At 45.0% G+C, this 22,530-nt stretch carries 24 protein-coding genes; 4 read left to right on the forward strand and 20 right to left on the reverse strand.

What is annotated here, in order from left to right:
* Positions 1-33: 33 nt before the first annotated feature.
* The 15 genes from SLS51_RS12545 to SLS51_RS12615 all read right to left on the reverse strand — a co-directional run bounded on the left by SLS51_RS12545 (position 34) and on the right by SLS51_RS12615 (position 14,647).
* A complete protein-coding gene (locus tag SLS51_RS12545; protein WP_323838895.1) occupies positions 34-2,676 on the reverse strand; it encodes a fimbria/pilus outer membrane usher protein in 2,643 nt (880 codons plus the stop codon).
* 83 nt (positions 2,677-2,759) lie between these two features.
* Entirely contained in the window at positions 2,760-3,497 is a 738-nt protein-coding gene (locus tag SLS51_RS12550) for a fimbrial biogenesis chaperone (RefSeq protein WP_323838897.1), read from the reverse strand.
* Between the two features lie 75 nt (positions 3,498-3,572).
* Positions 3,573-4,238, reverse strand: a complete 666-nt coding sequence (locus tag SLS51_RS12555; RefSeq protein ID WP_323838899.1) for a fimbrial biogenesis chaperone — start codon at positions 4,236-4,238, stop codon at positions 3,573-3,575.
* 102 nt (positions 4,239-4,340) lie between these two features.
* Positions 4,341-4,913 (reverse strand): fimbrial protein, encoded by a 573-nt coding sequence (locus SLS51_RS12560; RefSeq protein ID WP_323838901.1) that lies wholly within the window; start codon positions 4,911-4,913, stop codon positions 4,341-4,343.
* A complete protein-coding gene (locus tag SLS51_RS12565; protein ID WP_323838903.1) occupies positions 4,913-5,632 on the reverse strand; it encodes a fimbrial biogenesis chaperone in 720 nt (239 codons plus the stop codon). The genes SLS51_RS12560 and SLS51_RS12565 overlap by 1 nt, the downstream gene beginning before the upstream one ends.
* A 116-nt stretch (positions 5,633-5,748) precedes the next feature.
* Entirely contained in the window at positions 5,749-6,324 is a 576-nt protein-coding gene (locus tag SLS51_RS12570; protein ID WP_323838905.1) for a fimbrial protein, read from the reverse strand.
* A gap of 846 nt (positions 6,325-7,170) precedes the next feature.
* Positions 7,171-7,476 (reverse strand): helix-turn-helix domain-containing protein, encoded by a 306-nt coding sequence (locus SLS51_RS12575; protein ID WP_058589287.1) that lies wholly within the window; start codon positions 7,474-7,476, stop codon positions 7,171-7,173.
* A gap of 30 nt (positions 7,477-7,506) precedes the next feature.
* Positions 7,507-8,322 carry an MrpH family fimbial adhesin gene (locus SLS51_RS12580; protein WP_011145151.1) on the reverse strand — a complete coding sequence of 272 codons (816 nt, stop codon included), beginning with the start codon at positions 8,320-8,322 and terminating at the stop codon, positions 7,507-7,509.
* 27 nt (positions 8,323-8,349) lie between these two features.
* Positions 8,350-8,895, reverse strand: coding sequence for a fimbrial protein (locus tag SLS51_RS12585; protein WP_323838908.1), 546 nt, complete (start codon positions 8,893-8,895; stop codon positions 8,350-8,352).
* 11 nt (positions 8,896-8,906) lie between these two features.
* Positions 8,907-9,398: a fimbrial protein gene (locus SLS51_RS12590; protein WP_323838910.1), complete on the reverse strand. Its 492-nt coding sequence runs from the start codon at positions 9,396-9,398 to the stop codon at positions 8,907-8,909.
* Positions 9,399-9,411: 13 nt separating this feature from the next.
* Positions 9,412-9,990 (reverse strand): fimbrial protein, encoded by a 579-nt coding sequence (locus SLS51_RS12595; RefSeq protein WP_323838912.1) that lies wholly within the window; start codon positions 9,988-9,990, stop codon positions 9,412-9,414.
* Positions 9,991-10,129: 139 nt separating this feature from the next.
* Positions 10,130-10,879 carry a fimbria/pilus periplasmic chaperone gene (locus SLS51_RS12600; protein ID WP_323838914.1) on the reverse strand — a complete coding sequence of 250 codons (750 nt, stop codon included), beginning with the start codon at positions 10,877-10,879 and terminating at the stop codon, positions 10,130-10,132.
* Between the two features lie 27 nt (positions 10,880-10,906).
* Positions 10,907-13,456, reverse strand: coding sequence for an outer membrane usher protein (locus SLS51_RS12605; RefSeq protein WP_323838918.1), 2,550 nt, complete (start codon positions 13,454-13,456; stop codon positions 10,907-10,909).
* Between the two features lie 19 nt (positions 13,457-13,475).
* Positions 13,476-14,024, reverse strand: a complete 549-nt coding sequence (locus SLS51_RS12610) for a fimbrial protein (RefSeq protein ID WP_323838920.1) — start codon at positions 14,022-14,024, stop codon at positions 13,476-13,478.
* An 83-nt stretch (positions 14,025-14,107) separates the two neighbouring features.
* The gene (locus SLS51_RS12615) at positions 14,108-14,647 is read right to left on the reverse strand and encodes a fimbrial protein (RefSeq protein WP_323838922.1); all 540 of its coding nucleotides are present in this window, start codon (positions 14,645-14,647) and stop codon (positions 14,108-14,110) included.
* A gap of 683 nt (positions 14,648-15,330) precedes the next feature.
* Between SLS51_RS12615 and SLS51_RS12620 the strand changes: the two genes are divergently transcribed.
* Positions 15,331-15,903, forward strand: coding sequence for a tyrosine-type DNA invertase (locus SLS51_RS12620; RefSeq protein WP_323838924.1), 573 nt, complete (start codon positions 15,331-15,333; stop codon positions 15,901-15,903).
* Positions 15,904-16,272: 369 nt separating this feature from the next.
* Here the strand turns inward: SLS51_RS12620 and SLS51_RS12625 are convergent, their stop codons facing one another.
* The 3 genes from SLS51_RS12625 to SLS51_RS12635 form a co-directional block, all read right to left on the reverse strand.
* Positions 16,273-16,869 (reverse strand): AidA/PixA family protein, encoded by a 597-nt coding sequence (locus tag SLS51_RS12625; protein ID WP_323838926.1) that lies wholly within the window; start codon positions 16,867-16,869, stop codon positions 16,273-16,275.
* Between the two features lie 39 nt (positions 16,870-16,908).
* The gene (locus SLS51_RS12630) at positions 16,909-17,490 is read right to left on the reverse strand and encodes an AidA/PixA family protein (protein WP_323838928.1); all 582 of its coding nucleotides are present in this window, start codon (positions 17,488-17,490) and stop codon (positions 16,909-16,911) included.
* A gap of 282 nt (positions 17,491-17,772) precedes the next feature.
* Entirely contained in the window at positions 17,773-19,350 is a 1,578-nt protein-coding gene (locus SLS51_RS12635) for a phosphoethanolamine transferase (RefSeq protein WP_323838930.1), read from the reverse strand.
* 595 nt (positions 19,351-19,945) lie between these two features.
* Between SLS51_RS12635 and SLS51_RS12640 the strand changes: the two genes are divergently transcribed.
* Complete coding sequence (locus SLS51_RS12640) at positions 19,946-20,560, forward strand: plasmid pRiA4b ORF-3 family protein (protein WP_323838932.1); 615 nt, start codon at positions 19,946-19,948, stop codon at positions 20,558-20,560.
* Positions 20,561-21,329: 769 nt separating this feature from the next.
* Entirely contained in the window at positions 21,330-21,452 is a 123-nt protein-coding gene (locus SLS51_RS12645) for a PAAR domain-containing protein (protein WP_323838934.1), read from the forward strand.
* On the opposite strand, the gene SLS51_RS12650 is transcribed toward SLS51_RS12645, so the two are convergent.
* Positions 21,444-21,638, reverse strand: coding sequence for a hypothetical protein (locus SLS51_RS12650; RefSeq protein WP_323838936.1), 195 nt, complete (start codon positions 21,636-21,638; stop codon positions 21,444-21,446). The two genes, SLS51_RS12645 and SLS51_RS12650, sit on opposite strands and share 9 nt — an antisense overlap.
* Positions 21,639-21,736: 98 nt before the next feature.
* Between SLS51_RS12650 and SLS51_RS12655 the strand changes: the two genes are divergently transcribed.
* A complete protein-coding gene (locus SLS51_RS12655; RefSeq protein ID WP_323838938.1) occupies positions 21,737-22,045 on the forward strand; it encodes a DUF4123 domain-containing protein in 309 nt (102 codons plus the stop codon).
* Between the two features lie 267 nt (positions 22,046-22,312).
* Here the strand turns inward: SLS51_RS12655 and SLS51_RS12660 are convergent, their stop codons facing one another.
* The gene (locus SLS51_RS12660) at positions 22,313-22,507 is read right to left on the reverse strand and encodes a hypothetical protein (RefSeq protein WP_323838940.1); all 195 of its coding nucleotides are present in this window, start codon (positions 22,505-22,507) and stop codon (positions 22,313-22,315) included.
* Positions 22,508-22,530 lie beyond the last annotated feature (23 nt).

The following is a 22,530-nucleotide window of genomic DNA, read 5'->3' on the forward strand; positions in this document are numbered from 1 at the left end:
CGCCGGTTCAGGCTGCCCACATGAAGGTCACGCTTATAGACACACGGCATCGGCCTGCACCAGTTTCCCGGGGGTATCGGACGATACCTGATAACGGGTGGTGCATTGTTGATTGGCCTCGTTTCCCCATTTAACTTTCACATGACCGGCGGACGGCATGCCGCTCAGATAAACCCGGCCGTTATCGCCCACAATGCCGCTGCCGGCTTGGGCTGCGTTGTCTGCCAGCGTTGCGGTGGCACCAAAGGGCACGGGTTTGCCATGATGTGTCAAGGTCAGCAGCAACTGGCTGCCCAGTCGAACCTGATAATTAGCCAGCGTCACCGCCCCTTTGGTCGGGTAAACGTTGCGGCTGGTCTGGTCAATATCGACCCCTTCCGGCAAAGTGGACGGATCTAGGTTGATGGTGTTTTTGTGGTAGACCGATCCGCCCGGCAGTACGGCGTAGCCACGCCAGTCGGTCTGTACGTTGCCGTTGCTGACCGTCACCCCTTTCGCCCCGGGCGCGCGGACTAACACGGCAGTATCTCCCAGCGAGCGTGACAGCGTTACCCCGTAAGGATGGATCAGAAGGGCACCGGACGTGCCATAGGTAACATGCCGGCTGTCTGCGCTGTCGTTGTAACCCAGATTAACGCTCCCCTGACTGCCCTGATAACCCAGCGACAGGGCCCGGCTGTTTTGCTGGCCGCTGTGTCCCCAGCCTTGCTGGAGGTTATAACTCAGGCGGTTATCCCATAACATGCCACTGATGCCGGTCTGCTGAGAGAGGTTACCCTGCGAGTCGCGCGAAGCGGTATAGCGGGTGTAAACGCCCCGTAATGCCGACGATGATCCAAACAGGCTCAGCGGGACCTGCATATTGAATGACACCTGACGGTTTTCCGGCCAGTGGCCTTCGCCCTTGATACGAGAAATGTTATAACTCAGGTTATAGCTGATCCCCATCAGCATCGCGTTGTAACCCAGACTCAGGTTGTTGTCGGTACGGCCATTCCAATAATTGTTGCGCGTCCCGGAGGCGTAAAGACTGCCCCAGCGTCCCAGTGTCTGACGCAGGTTCACCTGCCAGGTGTTCTGACGCCGGTCAAGCGCCCATGGTGCCTGATATTCATTCAGGCTGTAGCCCATGCTGTTAGCATCGCTGAAACTGTAGTAATGCTGGGTGGAATAGCGGTAGGCGGCCAGATCAATGCCGGTACCGGTACTCAGCAAGTTTTTAGAATATTTCACGCGATAAGACTGGCCGAATTGTCCGCTTTCTTCCTGATCTTTGCTCCTCTGCAACTGTGCATGGGCCAGCGTCACATCCGCAGACAGTGCGCCGAATGCCCCTAACGACACCCCCGAGCCTAATACACCCGACTGGTAGTTGCCTGCGGCCAGTCCACCGCCATACAGGGTGATATTGTGGGGCAAACCATAGACCAGCGTGCCCATCGCAAATACCGGGGAACGGCTGCCATCGGTCAGGTTGCCGCCGTGATATTGACCGGTCGTCAATTCATATTTAACACCGCCGGGACGTTGCATCACCGGCAGGGATGACGAGGCGATTGTCGAGACGCGGGTACGGCCATTTTCCTCTTTGATGGTCACCGTCAGGTCGCCGGCACTCCCGGTGGTATAGAGGTCGGTGAAACGAAACGGTCCCGGTGCCACCGCGGTTTGATATATGATGTTGCCATTCTGGGATACCGTCACCTGCGCATTGGCGTTCGCCACACCGGTTATCACCGGGGCAAAACCGCGCTGACTGTCGGGTAACATCGCCTCCTCAGAAGCCAGTTTCATGCCCCGAAACGGGATGCTGTCAAAAATGTCGCCGCCGGTATAGGTTTCACCCGCCGTGAACTCACTGCGCAGTGAGGGGATATCACGTTGCAGATAGGTATTACTCACCTGCCATTGGGTCTGGGCCGGCGTGGAAAAGCCGGAGGTGCCCTCGTTGCGCTGACGATTGTAACTGTAAGTTTGTGTGCTGCGCAGACGCCACGGCCCCAGATTCAATCCGTTACGAAAAGAAGCAAACAGATTACGGGAACGTGATCCTCCCCAGTTTCCCTGACGGTCATAACGCCCTTCCGACCCGTTGACCGTGTAGTTCATCAAAAAGGCCGGGATCCCGTTATCCCACAGAGACGGATCAACCATCCCGGAATAGTGGGGCTGCATGGCGATCTGCGGGACACTGAGATCCAGACGCAAACGGGCGAAATCCAGTGTGGCGCTGGCGTGCGGGATCTGTTTCGTCAGATCGGTGATGAGGCTGTCATCCGTTTTACCCTGAAAAGCCGGTAATCCACGGGTATTGACCCCATATCCTTCCAGTTGTGCGACGGTTAATACCGGCTGGAGATGGCCGTTAACCTGCCTGAATTCAATCTCGCGGCTGTCCACCCGATTCTGGTTCATGTAGACATCCACCAGATAGCGCCCGGGGGCGACATAGCCCGCGTTTTCATACGCCGAAAGATCGACATGACTGCGTTCACCGTCAGCGCCCATCAGGAACGCCGGATTAAAGTATTCCCGCGCCGAGGCGGGCAGGGCCGTTGCCGTCAGTGAACACAGCAGACATAGGTATACCGGACGCGGCCGGAAACCACCCGGTTGACCGGGCGCACGCTGGTTACCCGTCCGCAGTGCAGACGGAAATAAAGTGTTTATTGCCATAGCTCATCTCTGCTTCTAATTTAAGCCTGTGCTGTTGATATTGAGGTCGCTTTGCCGGTATACCGTCCGCCGATGCGGCGGGTTTATAACGGGACGTGGCGATCCTGATTGTCGCCGGGAAAACGCCAGATTAGTGGCCCCTGTCCCCCGGCGGTAAACGAATAGGTTTGTATGCCTTTCGGGGGCACCATCGTCTGGCGGGTGTGGTCATCCACATGCTGTGTGCCCATTTTCAGGACCGAAAAGGCCAGAAAATAGGGTGTGGGATTTTCCACTCGCAACTGCGTCCCCTGAAGGGAAACTTTCACCTGTTTTGCCACCGCGGTGTTATCCCGGGCGGGGACGCCTTTAGGGCGATAAAACAGCCGGATATTCATCTGTAAAGCGACCTGCACCTGCGAGTTCTTGCCGGTCTGGCGCTCAGGCACGCGCGTGTCCGGTACGGCGACGCCGGGGATAGCCCGCAGCGAGACCACAAAGGCCGATTCCCGATCCGGCGGTAACTGCCCGCCAAGCTGGCGAATACGGAACGAAAATTTCCCGCCGGCCTCAATCCGCTTTAACGGCGGCAGGACAACAAAAGGGGGAACCTGCCCGGTTTGGGTGTCAAAGCGGCCGGTATCGGGGTCCATCGGGCTGACAAATCCCTGTACCAGATAGCCCTGCGCCGTATGGTTGGTCATACTGAGGGTCACCCCGCCGGGGCTGTCTTTAGCGACATACGATAACTGCATCGGGGAGAACGATAACCCCTGATTCTCAGCCGCCTGCGCCTTTAACAGGCCGCCCAGCAGCAGGGCGAAACAGAAGGGGTAAATCATTGATCCCGCGTGTGCTTGCCTGTTCCCGTTACTGACTCTCTTCACTTTCCACCTCTGGATAAAACAAGGGCGAATTTAACCCGCCACGTTGGCGGTAAACAGGTTTGAAGCCCCGCCGTAATCATTAATCATCGACCAGCTCACCGCTTTTTTGCCTGCCTGTCCGGTATAGGTCACACAATCCTGCGGCGCTATCATGGAGGGATAGCGATTCAGATCGAGCGTCTGTCCGTCCAGCGTGAGGCTGTCCAGCGACAGGAAATACGGCGTGGGATTGCACGCCTTAATGCCATTGGGTTGCGACTGAAATCGCAACTGTCCATACGCCTGTTCCGGCAACATCGGCAAGCCATGCGGCCGCCAGAAAAACTTAATTCGCATTCCCACGCTCATCGACGCCTGATCCCGAGCGTGCTCATTCGCCATCGGATGGGCGGCGGGGATAGCATTCATCTGGACATACCCGAGCGATTCCCGATCCACCGGAAAGGGAGGCAGATGAAAAGTCGGCAAAATACGCAAACTGTTCTGACTGTTGGCCTCCAGCCTGAACAGCGGCGGCGTCACCACAAACGCCGGTGCGGTTTTCGCCTGATCGCCCGTGATCCTCACCTGAACCAGCCACGCCTGAGGTGTGGTGTTAACCACCGTCAGCGTCTGTGCCCGCGCCCCTTGGGTAAAAATCACCCGGGTTTTATTCAGGCTGATACCGGCTGCCTGACAGGGTTCTGTGCCGGCCATACCTAACCCCAGCCAGAAGAGTAGTGGTGCCAGCCTGTACCGCGTTGTGCGCATCCGACCTATTTCCACAACGCCTCCTGAAACCTGTTACCTGAGCGACACTCAGTGATAGTCAAATTGAAATTGAATATGCGCGGTCAGTTCACCGGGGGAGGGGACCGCCGTGCCGGATTCATGTCGCATATCCATCTGGAAGGTAATTTGGCCGTCTTTAACGGTGTTACCCGGTGATGCCAAATCCACATAATCGCCATTTTTCAGGTAGCTTCCCAGCCCGCCTCCCGGTGATTGATAACGCAGGCCAAATCCCACGTTTCCTGCCGCAGTGGAGGCTTCATCCCGAAATAACGTCGGGTGGTTTTCCGGCGTGGGGCCGGCTATTTTAATCGCCGGAGTACGGCCCGCTCTGGCTGAGTTCGCACAACCTGACAACGCCAGCGTCACAGGCTTGTTGTCCGCCGCTGCGATATGTTCCGCACTGCGTTGCACTTCATTAAGCGGTATGGATGAAAACTCGACATGGGAGGTCTGTACGTTGAGTTCACAGGTTGGCTGTTCCAGCGTCAGGGCCAGCGTCAGTTCTGCCGTGTTTGAACTGGCTCCCCCGGGCAGGGAGGCAGTACAGAGCAGACCGGCCAGCGTTGTCCGTCCGATAAAAGTCCACGGTTTGCACATTACGGTATCTCCCCTTGATAGGATGATCCTCCACCGAGGTCATTAATCACTGTCCAGCTCACTTTGGCCGGGTAATTCACGCCTTTGAGGGGGAAAAACAAGGCAGAGAACGGTGAGACCATGCTCTCTTTCTGTTTCTGCGTCATCAGCTCTTGGCCGCCCACTTTTAAGGAGGCGAAGGTGATGTAATAGGGTGACGGATTCGTGACCGTTATCCCCTCGGCTGTCGGTTTGAAGCGCAAAGCACCGAAGCCCTTTTCCGGCCCAATCGGCAGCCCTGACGGGCGATACATCAGCTTAATTGTATTAGCCAGAGCAATCTGTACGCCCCCGGTGATCTGCTTACCCGAGGGATTACTGGATTCGGGGCTTAACGGGATGGCTTTCGCGGTAAACCAGAACAGGGATTCCCGGTCAGCAGGCAGCGACTGGCCTGTTTTGATGATACGGACCTGATTCTGGCTGCCGGGTTCCATACGAAACAGGGGCGGCGTTACCATAAATGGCGCGGTTTTGCCCCCCTCTGGGGTAGAACTGACCGTCACCTGCATCAGATAGACGGCCTCTTTACTGCTGTTGCGTACTGAAGCGGTTGTCGCGTGGCTATCAGCCGGGTAGATAATGCGGGTGGCATTGATCCCCACTCCTTCCGCCTGTACGGAAGTGACCGGACAGCCTAACAGACCGGCCACTATCATCGCTGTCATCAATCTTTTCACTGGGTCACCTGAAAATGTCTGTTTTGGTGTTACGTAAGCAAGAATTGGACCTCCCTGTCCAATTTCACTGCTATGTGTTCCTGATGCCTGATGGCGTTGATTAATGATAAATTTGATTATCTCTCAATAAGTTGGAAAGTCAGTGGTGCACTTATATCCATCCCTGCCTCTAAAGTGGTAGGGTCTTTTGCAACCAGCCCAACTGTAAATTCTTTATTTTTAGTAGCCAAGGCATCACTAATGCCAGCAAATGGAATTTTATGACCATTTTCCAGAAGGGTGATGGCGGAACTCTTCTCTGCTATACCCACCGCTACGTGCCCGACTTTGAGACTACTCAAGCCAAAGTATTTGTTTCCATCTTGGGTGTTTGGTCCAACAATTTGCAAATCGACGTTGGATGTAACTTTGCCGTTTGAGTCAGTGATTTTAGTACAGTTAGTTAGTGAAACTTTTAAATCCTGCGGAGCGATTAAGGTGTCTTTTGTCTTAAAATCGCTCGCGATAACACTGCCTAGTTTGATCTCAGGGCCTTTGTCGATTTTGACTTCACAAGTTGCCGCTCCTACGGAGCCATTCACGACCACTGTACTGTGACCAAGCACATCGCCCGTAGCAGCATGTGCCATCCCCATCCCCATGCTTAAGAGCACTGCGGCTAATACGCTGGTTTTCATCATTTGCTTTTTCATTTCATTAATTCCTTATCTACATCTCGTCGTTAATACATTTTGCCTAAAACAACACCATGACAGATTAAACAACCGGGCCGCTAGCGCGGTGCATTTACTGGTCATTTAGAGTTATTTTGTTTGGTTATTAACTATATGAAATATATGAATATTAATATTCACATTACAAAATTACTTTTGCCTTATGCCATTTGGTTTCAGGATTTCAGCCTGTTGCATAAGAAAATGAATATCAAATCGCTCAAAAAACGACCTCCAAACAGGCCGCAATATCCATAACGAAAGAAATAATTTCCTTTTGGAATCAAAAAATTAAGTAAGTTTTTACAAAATAATACAAAAAATCGCTTTTAAGTGATGAAATTTTCCGTATACTGCCCCGGCGGTTGACAATAACCGAACAAAATAACTCTAAATGTTCGGTTTTTTATCCCATATCAAAAACTGATGTCATTGAAAGCCACACCGCTACTTCGAGTAACATTTTCCCCCACGTTTACACTTTCTTACCCTTACGCAGAAACACGACTCTCCAGCATCGCAAAAGCATTACATTAGTTATTCTTATTGATTTTCAGCATTGAAGGGATTAATTAAGGATTCGTTTTGAGCCATGATCTTCAACTCAATTCCATAATGATGGCAGCTATTCAACATGGCGATGGCGGATTCAAACGACTATCTGAATTCTAATAACTTCGTCAAAAGGGGATATGAACAAGAGTGGTTTTTTTAATTTGTGGTAATAACATGGCTGACAGAAAAATCATAAAAGTGACCGTTCCGTCGGTCACGAAACTCAGCCATCAACGGGTTTATCGATCCCCCGATTGGCGTCGAGTTCAGTTAACATCCAAATTTACCCAATGTCGCTTCCGCAATAGGGATATATTGGTCTGTTAATTTATTGATGCTGTTATTGGTTGCAGGATAACTACAATCAAGGAAAAACCAGTTTATCGGTGTCTCCAATATTGAAGCGATCTGCACCAAATGGGATAAATTAATTCGGTTTATCCCTCTCTCATAACGTGAGAGTTGTTGCTGACTAATGCCTATTTTTTCCGCCAATTTTACCGCGGTCATGCCCAACTCTTTCCTTCTTTTTTGAATACGCTTCCCTACTAATAGATGATCTTGTTTCATTTTCATCCCAGCCTTTAAATTAAAAAAACACCTTTTTTATGGCATCGCCAAAATTATTGTCCCTGATCCTGAGAAAGGTCCGGCCTCTACTCTGCCATTTTTTTGTAAAATTGATTTCACTGTAACGGGTACATTTCCTCCAGCCGGTACAAACACAGCCACACCATCTTCACCTTTGCTATCATTTAATAGCAACTTAGCTTTCAAGCTACCATCGTTTCTCAACGGTACAAATTCTCCATTAAGGCCCGTTGCTATCACGATAATCTTTATGTCTACATTGCAGGTCACATTGATATTTCCCGTTTGAGTTGCACCGTCTAGTTTTGCCTCATCAATGCTGCCGTAATTAAGCTCAACTGAGCCTTCACTGACTTGACAAAAGCCTATCGGCGGCGGTGCAACACCACATAAAGATCCAGGTAATAATCTTCCATGAAAGCCATTTTGATCGGTTTCGTAAAATAGCCCGACACATTCCTGATGAGACCGAATCGCAGGGCCGAAATGTTTTGCCACTCCGGTGATCGGAAAACTGGTATATTTCAATATCTCCGCCTGCACTTGTTTCATTGTCTTGAATCTCTCCACGCGAGTATTAAATATCCTATAGGGCTGCCCTGAATAACCATCAGCAAAATGGCGATGGTTAACCGATATCCAACATGCAGAATAACCATAACAAGGATTTGGCGTAAAATCGTTTTCTTGGTCCCAACGTTCAATGACAAAAGTATAATAGGCATTCGTAGGAACACCTTCGGATTTAGTGATATATGAAAATATTGATGCAGCCGCACTTGATGAAAACAGTGATAAAAATACCAGGCAAACAGAGAATAACTTTTTCATTTAAGTTACCTAATAAAACTGGGCAAATTAGTCATAATTCAGACTAAATGTCGCAATCGCATGGAATACGCCTCGCGTAATCGTCTGGTTAGCTAGCGCAGTGGGTTCTGCCTGCACATAGGCTTGCAGTGCAATCAAATTTTCCCCCTCTTTTAACGGATAGGCATCCCCCTCTTTATTCAACGGCAACCGTTTGCCTTCTGCCGTTTCTATACCGATGGCAATCCCATCGGCTTGGCTTCCCGCACTTAATGCTAATAAGCCCGGCAACTGCCTATTTTCTATGCCGCTAAATGTCAGTTTGATCGATTTGCCCACACTCATATCGCAACCAGATAATCTGAGCAGAAAAGGTTCGCTATGGGTCCTACCATGCAGATACAAATATTTTTCAGCAATTGTTGCAAAATCGAGCTGGATATCTTCATCACCCGGTTTAATCGTGCAAGGTTCTTTAATCAATGCACCGTGAAAACGCATATTATCCGCAGCCTGTACCCCTTGATGACCATAAACCGTGGCAGCAATAACCATAAGACCCACCCGCAACACGAATAATTTTAAATATTTCATTGAGTTTCCTTTCACTGGTATTCCGCCAGCAATGTCGCCGTCACTTCAAATGCCCCTTCCGGCAACGTGCTTCCTGGTTTTTTCACCGGCACCGCTTGTATTACCGGCTGTTTCTGTGATGTCACCGGAATACGCTCATTAAGGGTGAATGTTTTACCATCCAACGTCAGACGAATGCCTAAATCCGTAATATTGGTTTGCAACGCGGCGGCATCAAATGAGGTTGGCGGGCCAATCACTGTCAATCCTAAACGCCAACCTGAGATATTAGGCGCACAGACCAACTGATAATTCACGGGCTGGGTATAATTCACCCCATCCACCTGATGGATGCCAACATTGTGACCAAAATAGACATCAATCATATTGCCGTCATTAATAACGCAAGGAGGCGCTTCAAGCAGTGTGCCGTGAAACCACATATTATCGGCTGCCTGTCCCGGCATCACACTGATTAGCCCCACGCACGCCCCCCAGAAAACACGATAGATCAAATGGTTCATTGCAGTCTCCTGCTCACTGGTATTCCACCATCATGGTCGCACCCGCGCCAAAGTCGCCGCCTTTCAATACCGTAGCCATATCTTTTACCGGCACCGCATGTAATTCAGGAAAATCAGGATAGTTAAATTTCATCCAGTCATTGACGGGCAATTTTCGTCCGTTATGAATAACAGCGATACCAAGCCCAGTGTGATTGGTTTGCAACACCGCTGGATCAAAACTGGCGGTGTTACCCGATATCATCATTTTCATGGCATTGGCTGGCATTTTTTCACATTTCACGCTGTATTTGACGGGTTGCATATAATTAACCCCATCAATCCGGGTAATCATCACGTCGCCAAAATCTACATCGATAGTATTGCCATTATTCATCACACAAGGTGGAGGTGCGATAACCACGCCGTAAATGTTGACCGGGGTTTTACCCGAAAAATTACCGGCAGGTCTTGCGGCTATATTTCCCCTTGTTGTCAGTAAATCAGCCTGAGCACTCACACTCAATAAACAGCCAAGCAGTAATACTCGCCATTTTTTTTGCCTGCGATACCGTTTCTTTATTCGCAGAGAACACAGAGAATTAGTCATCATTCACCCTGAAATCCACCACCGCGCGATATTGCCCAACCCCCAGTGCTCTCGGCGTCCGTACTGGCGTCACGTAATATTCCAAGCTAAGTACGCAGCCTATCCGCTTGATGTTCATCGTCGTTCCTCCCGGCTTCGCCCGTCACGACGAACGTTGAGCCACCTGACAATGGTTGCCTGAACAACTAAAAATCAATTGCGGCCGGCCACCATAATCATTGACATATGTCAGCACCGGCGCACTCCCTAAGGCCCCGGCACTCCCACTCAGCACCACATTACTTTTGGGCGCGATCATCAATGGCTTAAAGTCCACCACCGTTTTACCCTTAAGCTGGCTTGCTGCATCCACCACGGTGATGTAATAGGGTGTCGGGTTGTTCACCTGATATCGGTCCCCCTGACGCGTCAAAGTCATCTTCTCTTGCCACGGATTATCCAAATCGGTACGGCTGGCAAAAATGGCTTTCGGACGATAGAACAGCTTGATCCGGGTTTGTAGCGCAATCTGCAAGGTATTCGGTTTCTTGCTGCGCGGTGGAATTTCACGCAAATTAAAATAGAACACGCTTTCCCGATCTTGGGGTAACTGTGCGATTGTTGGCAGTGACTGTATTTTCACCTGGCTCTTAGCGCCCGGTTCCACCCGCTGCACCGGTGGTGTCACCACTAACGGACCATTGATTTTGTTACCCTGCTCATCTTCTATCCATCCCTGCGCCAGATACGGTAACTCTTTGTTCTGGTTGCTGATATCCATACTGGTGGATTTGTCCCCACCGTTAAACACAATCCGGGTACGATCCAGCGCAATCGCCGCCATTGCCTCACTGATCACCGACAGACTTAGGATAGCGATCGTGACTACATTGATTGTTTTCTTCAATTTCATATTCAATGACTCATTCTTAGAATAAAACTATTTATTACCGTCGATTGACTGGCAGAGCAGTAATAACGAAGCCATCTCTTCGACTTTTGGTAATTGATGTGGCAGCTCAATCACACACTGCAACTCTCCATCCCAACGCACATCCAGTTTCTCTGCCGGATTGATCCCGCTTAGATAGACATTCCCACCATCACTGACGATACCGATCTCCCGTTGATCCTCATTCAGCACCGTTGCCCCAAACGGTGGCGAGCTACCATCCGACAAGCGGATCATAGCCATCGCTTTTTCACCGGATATCACTTGGAATTTACGATAACCAATCGCCCCTTCCGTCAGCGTGGCTTGTTGTACCGACCGGATTGCCTCCACATTGTCCGGCAGTTTGTTCAAATCAATACTCGCACTGTTACGGTAATAGTTGTTTACATCAGAGATCACCGCCTTACCGAACATATTGGTATGGGTAATCGCGCCGAAGCCTTTCACCGGTACGCCACCGACACCATCGGTATCCACCATCAAACGGGTGGTCCCCGGCATATTAATGCGATGCAATGCCGCGCCTTTCGGCGTCATGGTCATTCCCCCCTGGAGAGAAAGCGCCGCCGTGGTATAACGTCCATCCTGATAACTCGCACTGGTCGTCAGTTGAGCACGGTCACCATAATGAGTTAAATAACCGTTAGCCGCGGCCTTGCCGTCAATACTGGAGCCAACCGCTAAACGATAGTTACTGTTTTCATTAATCCGGTCGTAATAACCTACCGTGTGGGAGTTACCTTGCCGGTTGGCCATTGCGTTATAACTGACCGTTCCTGAATTACCCCACGGCAGGGATAATGTCATATACATCCCGTCGTCATTTTTACCTTCATATTTATTACGGTAAGCAGACAGATTTAGGTTAATGTTCTTATAACTGCCAATATCAAAATAACGTGATATCGATAAGTTATAGCGATCGTTATTCGAACGGTTCCAATAAGTCTGGTGGCTGTAATTTAAGTAGATGCTGGTCCCAATAGGCGTAAACTGCTTATTCAACATAATGGTGTAAAGTTCTTTATTACTCTCCGCATCACCATCGTGATAACGGCGATCCAGATACTGGCTCATGCTCATAAAGTCACGTTCCGAGAAACGATAACCGGCAAAAGTCACCTGGCTGTCATACTCCTCAAAACGCTTGGAATAACTGAGACGATAAGAGCCACCAGTCAATGTTTGGTCCTCAGCCGGTAAATGGGCGCGGGATTCAGTGACATCAAAGGAAAGCGCGCCAAAAACCATCAGATCACGCCCAATCCCCAATGACAACGCGTTATAATTCCCGGCCCCCAATATCCCACCGTACAGCGACCAACCATTGTTTATTCCCCAAGAAAACTCACCAAGACCAAAGCCCGATCCCTCACTGTGATGTTTCCAGTTAGTCGGCTTACCCGCGGCCAGTTTGTACTGAACCCGGCCCGGACGCGTTAAATAGGGAATATTCGCGGTATCGATCTGAAATTCCTGTAAACCGCCATCCTGCTCCTCTACCCGCACATCCAGTTTGCCGCTCACTGCATCATTGATGTCCTGAATACGGAATGGCCCTGGCGCAACTTGGGTCTCATACAACACCCGTCCCTGCTGACGAATCGTCACTCTGGCATTGGTTTTCGCCACCCCCGTCACCTCTGGCGCATAGCCTCGCAGGTTCGGCGGCAACATATTGTCATCCGTCACCAGACTCAAACCGGTAAAACGGAAGCTGTCAAAGATATCTGAATTAAGGTAATCCTCACCCAACGTTAGCTTAGCCTGCCAATGTGGTATTGCCCGATACAAGTAATAACGGCTCCAATCCCAGTTTTTCTCCGTGCTCCCTGCCCGCCCCGTAACGTGGTTATACTGTGATTGCCAGTCTGCCCGCAGACGCCACGCCCCCAAATTTATCCCGGTCGTACCATTAGCACTGACATTCTGATTTTCACTTCCCTTCGCCGGTTTAGCGATCTGAGCATTGACGTTATAATCAAACATCATTCCGAAAATTCCCTCATCCCAACGTGACGGCGGGTCCCAGTCTGGTGAGTTATATTCGAGATAGGCCTGAGGCATACTCAGGTATAACGTGTCACTGCTCAGATCACCGCGTACTGTCATGCCAGGCAGCGTTTTAATCTCCAGACACTGATTATTGTTCCACCAGGTCATCTTTGATTCCCATTCCGCCCGCAGCCCCAACTGTGTCACCAGCTCAGGCGGCAAACACGCCACACTCCCCTTCGGATCATCCGGTGGGACCATAAAAGTCACCGGCATCTCCGGCAGTTCGCTGTTATTCAGACGTACCGCCATCTGATAATCCCCCGGCATGATATAACCCGCGCGGGAAAATTCTTTTAAACTAATCCGAGAACGATCCTGAACATCCAACACGTCCGTATTAAATTCAATTTCCTCTTCCGCATACACAGCATGAGTACCGATTAAAGTAAGCAATACCAAAACAATCAGAGGTTTCAGGACACACCGAACCGAGACCACCCTGTCATATTCAGTGGTCAAACCCAAAAACAAAGCCATAACATTCCCAGATCGATGATTAGTGATAATCCAGCCTGAACCGAACCGTGGTTCGATACTGCCCCGCTTGCAATAACTGGTGATTACCCACTAATCGCATTGCGTAATTAAGGGTCATCCGCCCCGTCTGTAACCCCTCCGCCGGTAGAGGAGTTCCCGGATATGCCTGATTGCCGTATATGTCTGTAATTTGTAACGCGACTCCGCGAGCCACACCAGATAACCGGAAATTGTTCCCATCCGGTACGCCATCAAACGTCACCTGAAAGTGGCGCCAATCGGGTTTACCCAAGGTGGCAGAAGTCAGTACACAGTTAATCAAACGGATGGAAAAGGGGCGCACTGCTCCCTGTCCATCATGTATCATCCGGCTTACCGGGATCGTGGCTAACTCAATCGTCTGGTCACGACTACCTGCGTCAATCGCACAGGCCGTATCAATAATGGTGCCTTGCATGCTAACGCGACCATATCCTTGCGTTCCTTGTGGAGCAGCCGTTTCAGCTTCAATAACACAGGAAAACATTAACAGGCAGGGCACTACAACAACGGCAGCATATCGGCTCATGACTTCTCTCCAACTCAACTTATCCAAAACTTTTGATTAGGAAACGCCCGCCTCCTTGTCAGCGTTTCCGTGCATGAAAAGACTTATTGATAAGTCAGCTGGAAGTTGGCAATGCCGGTGAAATTACCTGGAACGACGGCATCAGGTGAAGTATCACCCTGAAGATAGGCAGCAAAATGCAGATCATTATTACCATCATGCAGAGCGACAGCGGGTGAAGGGGTACCCAGTTTGATTTTGTTACCGCCCGCATCCGTGATCGCAATACCCGCACCTTTAGCAATGCCTTCGATACCGAGTAAACCATTACCGCCGACGATGCCAGATTTAGCGCCAACAAACGTCGTGGTGACTGTACTTATCGTTTCAGTCGTACAGTTATCTAAAGAGATTTTGAATGGCGTGGAAGAAGAGCGGCCACCGTTTTGCAAAGATGCGCTAGAAATAGAGCCCAGTGGGACTACCTGATCAACCGTTTCTGGGGTGATAGAACAAGGTGCATCAGTAATAGACCCGGTAAAAGTCACCGTTCCGTGACCTTGGCTAGGATTCGCTGCATTTACCGAACCCGCAGCCAAAGCCACACCTAACCCCAGGGCCATAACCAATTTATTCAATCTCATGTGAACTAATTCCTTGAATTTAAGGATAAAATACCCATAACCATAAAAAAATAACCGTGCAGGACTCCAGCGCCATACACCTGATATTCAGCGCAAAATAGTTTAAAAATCTCGGATTAATATTTTCTAAACCAAACAAAATGCACCAAACTGTTTTTTTCAGTCAAAAACACTAAGAGTGCATAATATTTCGGAGTTAACATTCGAAAAAAGACATTAATTTGAACTTATAATCTAATTAATCAATTAGTATTTGATTGAATTCAGATGAACCCACTAATTTTTTACAATAATTTGATGGCAAAATATGAAAAATAGTAAAAAATAATGAAAAAAATCCATATATTATAAATAGTTAAATATTAGTAATTTGGCATTACACAAAATTTGACTTAGTCGGTCGTTTTATAGGAACATATTTACAGTTTGGTGCATTCTGTTTAGTTTCTTTTTATTGTTAAATAATTTTCAAATATATAATTACAAAACTTACAAGCTAATATTTTCTATTAAAAAATGGCTATTTATAACTATCTAAAAACGGTATTTATAAATTTTTGCCAAAATAAATAGCGTTATCAGCCAATAATTTTATAAAAGTTCTATTAATTGATATATTCCGGTAGATTAATATTATTTCTCTACCTATAACTATCCGCCTCAATTGCACAGGAATTATTTTCATGAAGAAACGTAAGTTTTTAACCCGATATGAAATTAATGCGATTTTAGAAAAAGCGCGTCAAGGATGTCATGCTGAGCGAGATTATTGCATGCTACTAATGTGCTTCATTCATGGATTTAGAGTGAGTGAATTATGCCATCTAACGTTATCCGATCTTGATCTTAACTCAGAAATTATTCATGTCAGACGATTAAAAGGGGGATTATCAACAACACACCCACTAATACCAGAAGAAATTAAAGCTTTAAATCAGTGGCTTAATATTAGAAAGAGTTGGCGAGAATCAGATACAGAGTGGGTCTTTTTATCACAAAAATCAGGTGCTATTTCACGCCAGCAAGTTTATGGTTTATTAAAGCGTTATGGCAAACAAGCATTAGTCAATATTTCACCTCATCCACACATGTTAAGACATGCCTGTGGTTATGCTCTCGCTGATTTAGGAAGAGATACACGCCTTATTCAAGATTATCTCGGTCATCGAAATATATCCCACACCGTTATTTACACCGCAAGCAATGTAAAACGATTTTTCAAAATATGGGAGGCTCCTACGAAAGGACTCGATTAATTTCAATATTTTTTATGTAAGATATGTAGCATGAGAAACTATTTCTCTTTGAAACAAAAAAATCATCTCATTATTCAATTGTAAAAATCCTTATCCATATACTGATGAGGATTTTTATTCGATAAAATAGTTATTCACCTCATAAGATATTATCTATTATTTCTTATAATTACTTATTTAGAAAAAAAATAAATAAAACTATGTATTTAAGGATAATTTAAACAATAAATTATATTATTACATAAATGGATATTTTCACAGGAATGAAGAAAATAAAATCACTGGAAATTATACCCTGTTTTCCAGTGATAGCCTGCTGACTTTTAATATTTCATGGTTAATTTATTCAGTTTTTAGGTAATGTTAAATTTAATCAGCTACTTGAATATTTGGAGAATGAGAAAGATAGCCAATAAGATTACCCGTGTTGTCTTTAACATTCCATCTTTCGAAAATGGATATATACCATAAATATTTGGCTATGCCTGGAGTACGTAATTTAGATCCTTGATTGAAAATATTACGAGTTTCCAGCACGACAGGATAGTCTTGGTTAGTCCCTAACGTTGCCTCTTTACTTGGTGCAGCAACTTGAGATATCGCTGAAGTTAGAGTTGGTGGAGAAACCAGTGATTGAGCGCCTACTCCTCTCATATGATATAGAAATACCTGATCATCAAATTGCGCCGATAAAGTTGAAGCCCGCCATCTAATGACATCCCCGACCTTACCTTGAATTAAAAGTGTACCTTGAGCATTATTTTTGGGAACATAGATATTATTTTGAGAGGTAATGTAATAAATGTATTTATCATCCATTGCCGTTGGTTTGAAAGGGTCCTGACTAATGGAATTACCAAGATCGTTTGTGATAGCTTTTACATCAACAATGGCAATAACATCAATAAGTTGTACACCAATAATGGGTCTTATATCATCCAGCTCTGTATATTCAATATTATTCATAATACTATTCCTATTTTTGTATATTAGTTTTATAAATATTTAGTTATCTAGAACTCTAATGAAAGGATCATGACAGACATATCCAATGAGTTGCTTTTTGCGATATATTTTTAGATACCAAGTATATTGACCGTACCCCTCTCTCTGAGCTGTTGATTGATGATAATATCGTGTTATTAGTCCACCATGACTTTCTCCATCTCTTTTATATACCACACTATTGATATTATTATTATCATCCTTAGCCAAATAAGGAATAGAAATATCACCATAATCAAGTTTCGGTAATGTTATAAGCGTAACATCACTGCCGCTAATCGCGGTTCCTGTCATATGGCATAAAAGTACTGTATATTCAAATTGCTGTGTCAAAGACATAGGCCTCCATCTAATGTCATCAGCAACATTGACGGTTATCTCCAACTCTCCTTGAGCATTATTTTTAGGAGCATAAAGATTCCCGGTACTTGTTATATAATAAAAGTAATTGTTAGATACCACTTTCGCAGTTTCTAATGTTTGTGATTTACTTAAATCATAATGACTAACGATAGCTTCTGCATCGACACAAATCAGAATATCTACAACTTGATATCTAGAACTCTCTATAGCGTCACTCATTATCTATTCTCCTTCACAATAAGGTGTTATACCCGTCATCTTTCAAGCGGCCTCTTTGTTGGCTGCACTCTCTCACCCCGGTCACATAGTTCTCTATGCTCCCGGGGATTCGTTCCCTTGCCGTCGCGATACATCTTGAAATCCATAGGGTATATGTCATCAGCACTTAGCTAAAGTGTGAACGATTGTAAAAGGGATTTCTTCTTTGAAGAAATCCCTTATTTTCATTCAAATTTACTCAATGAATAAATCATCACTATAATGATTACTTAATATAAGTTATCAATTGATATTCTTCGACAAAAATTGTGTATCGGGAAAATCTTCATTTAATTCATCATAATCTTTAACTTCATTTTTAAAGGTAATAATCTTATTTTGTCCACTGCATTGACTATTAGATATCATATTACAATCATCGGGAATATTCTTTTCTCTTATTCCAAGCCATTCAGAAAATAGAGTCAGAAAATGCAATCCACTTCTTTGTGCCGTTATCTCTTCACGATAAGAATAATCACTGCCGGTAATAAAAAACGGTACCTGAAAACTCTGTTTATTTTCATCATCATGTGTCAGGTTTTCTTGACCGGTTCCTTTATCAACATAAGAAAGCCCATGATCTGAAAAATAAAGCATTGTCCATCTTAAATGATGGTTATTCGCCTCAGACGCAATTTCATAAAGCAATTTATCTGTATTAGATATACTTTTGACATAACAAGAAATTTCTTCCGATTGTAAGAACAGATCATATTTTCCATTCGTTCTGACACACGCCTGTGGGTGAGATCCCATCAGATGAATAACAATCAGTTTCTTCTTCTTTTCTGGTATTAATGTCTCTTTAATGTAAGGCATCAATTTATCATCAGGCAAATAACGCCGGTCATCAGAACTTCCACTTTTCAGGAAGTGGACGCTATCTGCCTGTTGCCCAATCAACGCAACCGGAGAATCAAAAGCACTCTTCATCCCCTGATTAGATATCCAATAGGTATAAAACCCGGCTTTTTTCGCCAACGTTATGACACTATCATTCAAATTGATCGTATTCTCTCCTTTCAGAGCCAGTGAGTTAGTCAAAGATAACTGTGTCGATGCCGCTGATGAGATATAGTTTGTAAATATCTTGCCATTAGCTTTGTCCAACCACGGCGTATTGTTATAAGGAAAACCATACGCATTCATAAAATCCTTTCGAACACTTTCACCAATGACCATGATATAGGTCTCATATTTATCCTCTTTTACCACCGGCTGCCAAGAGTCTTTCTGCTTTATTATTTCAGCGAACCTAACTCTTTCTGAATTAACTTCTTTATAGCTCTCAACAATATCACTAAAAAATCTCACTTCGGGTAATCCTGATGCCAATAGATTAAAATCAGGTTCGAAACCGGAATTTATATATCCTTTTACCGGTGACCAGAAAGCTGACAATACAAAAAACAGTGATAAAAATATTGTACTCTTCCTCTTCAGCCTCACTCTTACCTTAAAAGATAAAATTATTAATATAATAATAGCCGACGCCACTAAATAGGTAAAAAGAGGCAGCCCGCTGATAAACTCTAACGCTTCATTTTTATTCGTGTAAATTAAAGATCCTACTGAATTAATATCGGGATAACCATAATTCAATCCTACAGGAGAATAGATCACACTCATTAATCCAATCATAAATACAAAAATATAATATATATATTTGTTAAAATTAGACAATAATATCAGAATTGAAAAAGCACTAAATACATATATAAACTTTAGCTGATATCCAAGACTTAAATGGGCCAATGAAATAAAACCAAATAAGTATATCAAAGTGAAATTTTCTTGGATTTTTTTACTCAACAACATACTCACTCATTTCCTTCAATCTATGCAATAAAACATCAAAATTTCATAATATTTTCTTATTAATAAGAGTGGTTTTACAATAAGAAAATCTGTGGTTAATCAATTACCATCCACGATACAACTTCAAGCAGCACCAACCAGATTGCTACACTGCACCATTAAACTAACGCATAAAAAAACACCTTACTCATTTATCTGTAACTTAGCTGAGGATTTCCTAAGCCAAGACAGTTATTAATCTTCCATATTTGATTAACAGCATGTAAATAATATGCGTTTTTTTGTTAATAGCAAAACTTCTGAATATATCGATCCCTCTCGCGATCTTAAACTATACTGAATAGATATAGTTCATAAAGAGATTGCCCCCAAACGGAATTCAGTAGAGAGCAGGCTGGTTAGGCCAGATTATCTGTTGTATGTAAAAGCTATTATGGATATTAGCCACTAGAATTGATGGCATGACCAAAGATTTTCGTATGGCAGCTAAACATGTCTGGTATTCCGACAATGCTAACCAGGAAAATTCAATAAGATATTGACAACAGATGGCACACATGGAAAGAATCATCTCGAAACCATTAGGAGATTAGTGATGAATGAAAGATTCTATCAATTAAAAGTAACGCTCATAGACTCAAAACCCGCTATTTGGCGGCGATTTGTTGTTCCAGCCTCTATTTCATTTGACAGGCTGCATGATGTGATACAGATCGTTATGGGATGGCAGGATAGTCATCTGCATGAATTTCGTATTGGCAAATTGCGATTAACAGAAATGCCAGAAAGCCCGTCTGATGGCAAGGAAGAAGATTTATATCGCCTAATTGATCTGATTAAACAAAAAGGGCGATCTTTTACTTATCTCTATGATTTTGGCGATGGTTGGGAACACGAAATTACCTTGGAAAACAGTCAGTATCCTGCAAATGACCTCCCACTTCCTTTTTATTGTCTGGATGGTGCCCGCGCTTGCCCCTTTGAAGATACCGGCGGGATTGATGGTTATGAAAATTTAATAGCAATACTGAATGATCCTGACCATGAGGAATATGCAGAAACGCGACAATGGATAAGTGAATTACTTGAGTTGGATGAAGATGAATATTTCGACTTTGAACAACTTCCCATTAACAATATTAATGCCTTTCTAGCGCTCTATTATCGCTGGTCACGAGATCGTTACCATCTCTTGTGGGATTGGGAATGAATTTAAAATGGGATAACTCTATCATTATTGGGGAAAATTGCAGATGAACCACTATGACGAACATGGGTGCTTGGTTTGAATTAATTTTCCCCACGGAATTAGAAGATACTTAACTCGGTATCGAGTGCAGTTTCTGCGGGTGTTTTCAAATTATCCCTATCAAGCTGCACTGGTATTTAATACCATTATCATCACTCATCTGATATTAAATACAGTAACTATAACGGCAGGTATTACTATTCCGGCCATTCTTATCAATCAATAGAAAATACAAACCGCATGCTAAGACGAAGCATGCATATAAAATTCGCTCCTTTCTCATCACTCCTTTCCGGCTGCATTAACAAAGTTATTAAAACAACGATTAAATAGACAATGCCATTAATCATCATAAGAGTTTGTAATAAAAATACTTTTTAATTAAAGATTAATACAGTGAATTCGAAATGGCTTGATATATCTTTGATTCCATATCGAGTTTATAACACTTTCTTACAAATTTATATTTTTGTAAATTTGAAAAAAAATCTTGCTATCTGATGAATGTTTAATTATTAATTAATCTCCATCATATGGACTGTATTTAAAAAAATTACCCCCCTGTTCCCCTTATTCTTGGGGATTAACTGATTGGAATTGATCTCCGTCTTCCTATCTTTCAACTCGCCATTATTCACGCGATAAACGCTGCGTTTATCGGTGATGATGGGATTTTTACTATGTTATTTCTTTGGCAAAAGAATTAATGATTTCAACGTCTGGACAAAATATGACGCTAAAAAATGTAATACGACGAGGCGACAGAACCTCTCACGGCGGCTCTGTCTTAGCCAGTGATGACAGTTTTAAGGTTCTGGGTAAAGGCGTGGCACGGATTACAACGTCAGGTTAGCGGTATTATTTCACAGACGATGCGGGGGATACGGATGCGCATCGCACCATTTATTACCTCACCGTCCAGCACGCTCTCTGGCGGATGAACTTGAATCAGGACATCCGGAGGATAAATGAACAAGTCAATAAATTGGCAACAATGGCTGACTACGCCTAATAAACCATCTATTTTCTTTATGCTCAATTCACTCGCGAAACCTAACCCCGTGGCGCTCTTTTATTTATAGCAATGACTGGGTAGCGCAGGCTTTTCCGCTATACAGCAATACACCGTTGGATCACATGCTGGCGCAAAGTCCCTGGCTAGTTCAGCCCAAGTCAGGCTGTCTGTCAGTAATTGGTCATCTGCTTGATAGTCATACTCTGAGCGATAACAGTTGGGGTTGGGCTTACCGCAGTGATCAATCATGGATACAGCAGCTTAATCATTGGCGTTCGCTCCAGCAGGTGATTTTACAAGAAAAACCGGTGATTTTTCGCAGTATGGACCCGCGTATCCTCAGTCAGTTATTACCGGCAATGATAGTCAGCGATTGGTCAGCATTTTTGACACCAGTGAGTGAGTTGATGATCAATATGCCCGAACCGTAGATTTATTATCGGCCTGAAAATTGTGGTCAAGGAGGCAGTGAATTGCCCTTTATCCTAGGCAGTCATTTATTAGATGCCTAGCATCATTCCGATTACGCCCTGCAAGGGATAACATTTGCGATCAGTGATAATTGCTGGGAAAACCACGGAGAATTGGCTGATAAACTGGATAAGCCAGAGGGACAATGAGTGGAACAAATTATCAATTGGTTAAAATACCGTTTAGCAAGCGGGGATAATATTAGCAAACTTACCTGTGTAGATTATTTACAAACACTGACTGACGGCACCCCGTCCCAAAGATTTATCGAAAGCTGAGAAAGAAACAGCAATATAATCAACAGTACAATCAATAACACCATCATCATGTCCCCGTAAAAACGGGGAACAAATTGTAACAACTGGTGATAGTTCTGTATTTAGCGGTTTATCCCCGTCACGCATCGCGTAATTAATCGTCATCGGCCCTGCCTGTAAGTCCCCCA

Source organism: Photorhabdus africana, assembly GCF_035181445.1.
GTDB classification, from domain to species: Bacteria; Pseudomonadota; Gammaproteobacteria; order Enterobacterales; family Enterobacteriaceae; genus Photorhabdus; species Photorhabdus laumondii.

What these genes read in the sequence shown, in the direction of transcription:
- SLS51_RS12545 (WP_323838895.1), bottom strand. Translation starts at nt 2,676, where the DNA reads ATGGCAATAAACACTTTATTTCCGTCTGCACTGCGGACGGGTAACCAG.
- SLS51_RS12550 (WP_323838897.1), bottom strand. Translation starts at nt 3,497, where the DNA reads ATGATTTACCCCTTCTGTTTCGCCCTGCTGCTGGGCGGCCTGTTAAAG.
- SLS51_RS12555 (WP_323838899.1), bottom strand. Translation starts at nt 4,238, where the DNA reads ATGGCCGGCACAGAACCCTGTCAGGCAGCCGGTATCAGCCTGAATAAA.
- SLS51_RS12560 (WP_323838901.1), bottom strand. Translation starts at nt 4,913, where the DNA reads ATGTGCAAACCGTGGACTTTTATCGGACGGACAACGCTGGCCGGTCTG.
- SLS51_RS12570 (WP_323838905.1), bottom strand. Translation starts at nt 6,324, where the DNA reads ATGAAAAAGCAAATGATGAAAACCAGCGTATTAGCCGCAGTGCTCTTA.
- SLS51_RS12575 (WP_058589287.1), bottom strand. Translation starts at nt 7,476, where the DNA reads ATGAAAATGAAACAAGATCATCTATTAGTAGGGAAGCGTATTCAAAAA.
- SLS51_RS12580 (WP_011145151.1), bottom strand. Translation starts at nt 8,322, where the DNA reads ATGAAAAAGTTATTCTCTGTTTGCCTGGTATTTTTATCACTGTTTTCA.
- SLS51_RS12585 (WP_323838908.1), bottom strand. Translation starts at nt 8,895, where the DNA reads ATGAAATATTTAAAATTATTCGTGTTGCGGGTGGGTCTTATGGTTATT.
- SLS51_RS12590 (WP_323838910.1), bottom strand. Translation starts at nt 9,398, where the DNA reads ATGAACCATTTGATCTATCGTGTTTTCTGGGGGGCGTGCGTGGGGCTA.
- SLS51_RS12595 (WP_323838912.1), bottom strand. Translation starts at nt 9,990, where the DNA reads ATGATGACTAATTCTCTGTGTTCTCTGCGAATAAAGAAACGGTATCGC.
- SLS51_RS12600 (WP_323838914.1), bottom strand. Translation starts at nt 10,879, where the DNA reads ATGAAATTGAAGAAAACAATCAATGTAGTCACGATCGCTATCCTAAGT.
- SLS51_RS12605 (WP_323838918.1), bottom strand. Translation starts at nt 13,456, where the DNA reads ATGGCTTTGTTTTTGGGTTTGACCACTGAATATGACAGGGTGGTCTCG.
- SLS51_RS12610 (WP_323838920.1), bottom strand. Translation starts at nt 14,024, where the DNA reads ATGAGCCGATATGCTGCCGTTGTTGTAGTGCCCTGCCTGTTAATGTTT.
- SLS51_RS12615 (WP_323838922.1), bottom strand. Translation starts at nt 14,647, where the DNA reads ATGAGATTGAATAAATTGGTTATGGCCCTGGGGTTAGGTGTGGCTTTG.
- SLS51_RS12620 (WP_323838924.1), top strand. Translation starts at nt 15,331, where the DNA reads ATGAAGAAACGTAAGTTTTTAACCCGATATGAAATTAATGCGATTTTA.
- SLS51_RS12625 (WP_323838926.1), bottom strand. Translation starts at nt 16,869, where the DNA reads ATGAATAATATTGAATATACAGAGCTGGATGATATAAGACCCATTATT.
- SLS51_RS12630 (WP_323838928.1), bottom strand. Translation starts at nt 17,490, where the DNA reads ATGAGTGACGCTATAGAGAGTTCTAGATATCAAGTTGTAGATATTCTG.
- SLS51_RS12635 (WP_323838930.1), bottom strand. Translation starts at nt 19,350, where the DNA reads ATGTTGTTGAGTAAAAAAATCCAAGAAAATTTCACTTTGATATACTTA.
- SLS51_RS12640 (WP_323838932.1), top strand. Translation starts at nt 19,946, where the DNA reads ATGAATGAAAGATTCTATCAATTAAAAGTAACGCTCATAGACTCAAAA.
- SLS51_RS12645 (WP_323838934.1), top strand. Translation starts at nt 21,330, where the DNA reads ATGACGCTAAAAAATGTAATACGACGAGGCGACAGAACCTCTCACGGC.
- SLS51_RS12655 (WP_323838938.1), top strand. Translation starts at nt 21,737, where the DNA reads ATGCTGGCGCAAAGTCCCTGGCTAGTTCAGCCCAAGTCAGGCTGTCTG.
- SLS51_RS12660 (WP_323838940.1), bottom strand. Translation starts at nt 22,507, where the DNA reads ATGACGATTAATTACGCGATGCGTGACGGGGATAAACCGCTAAATACA.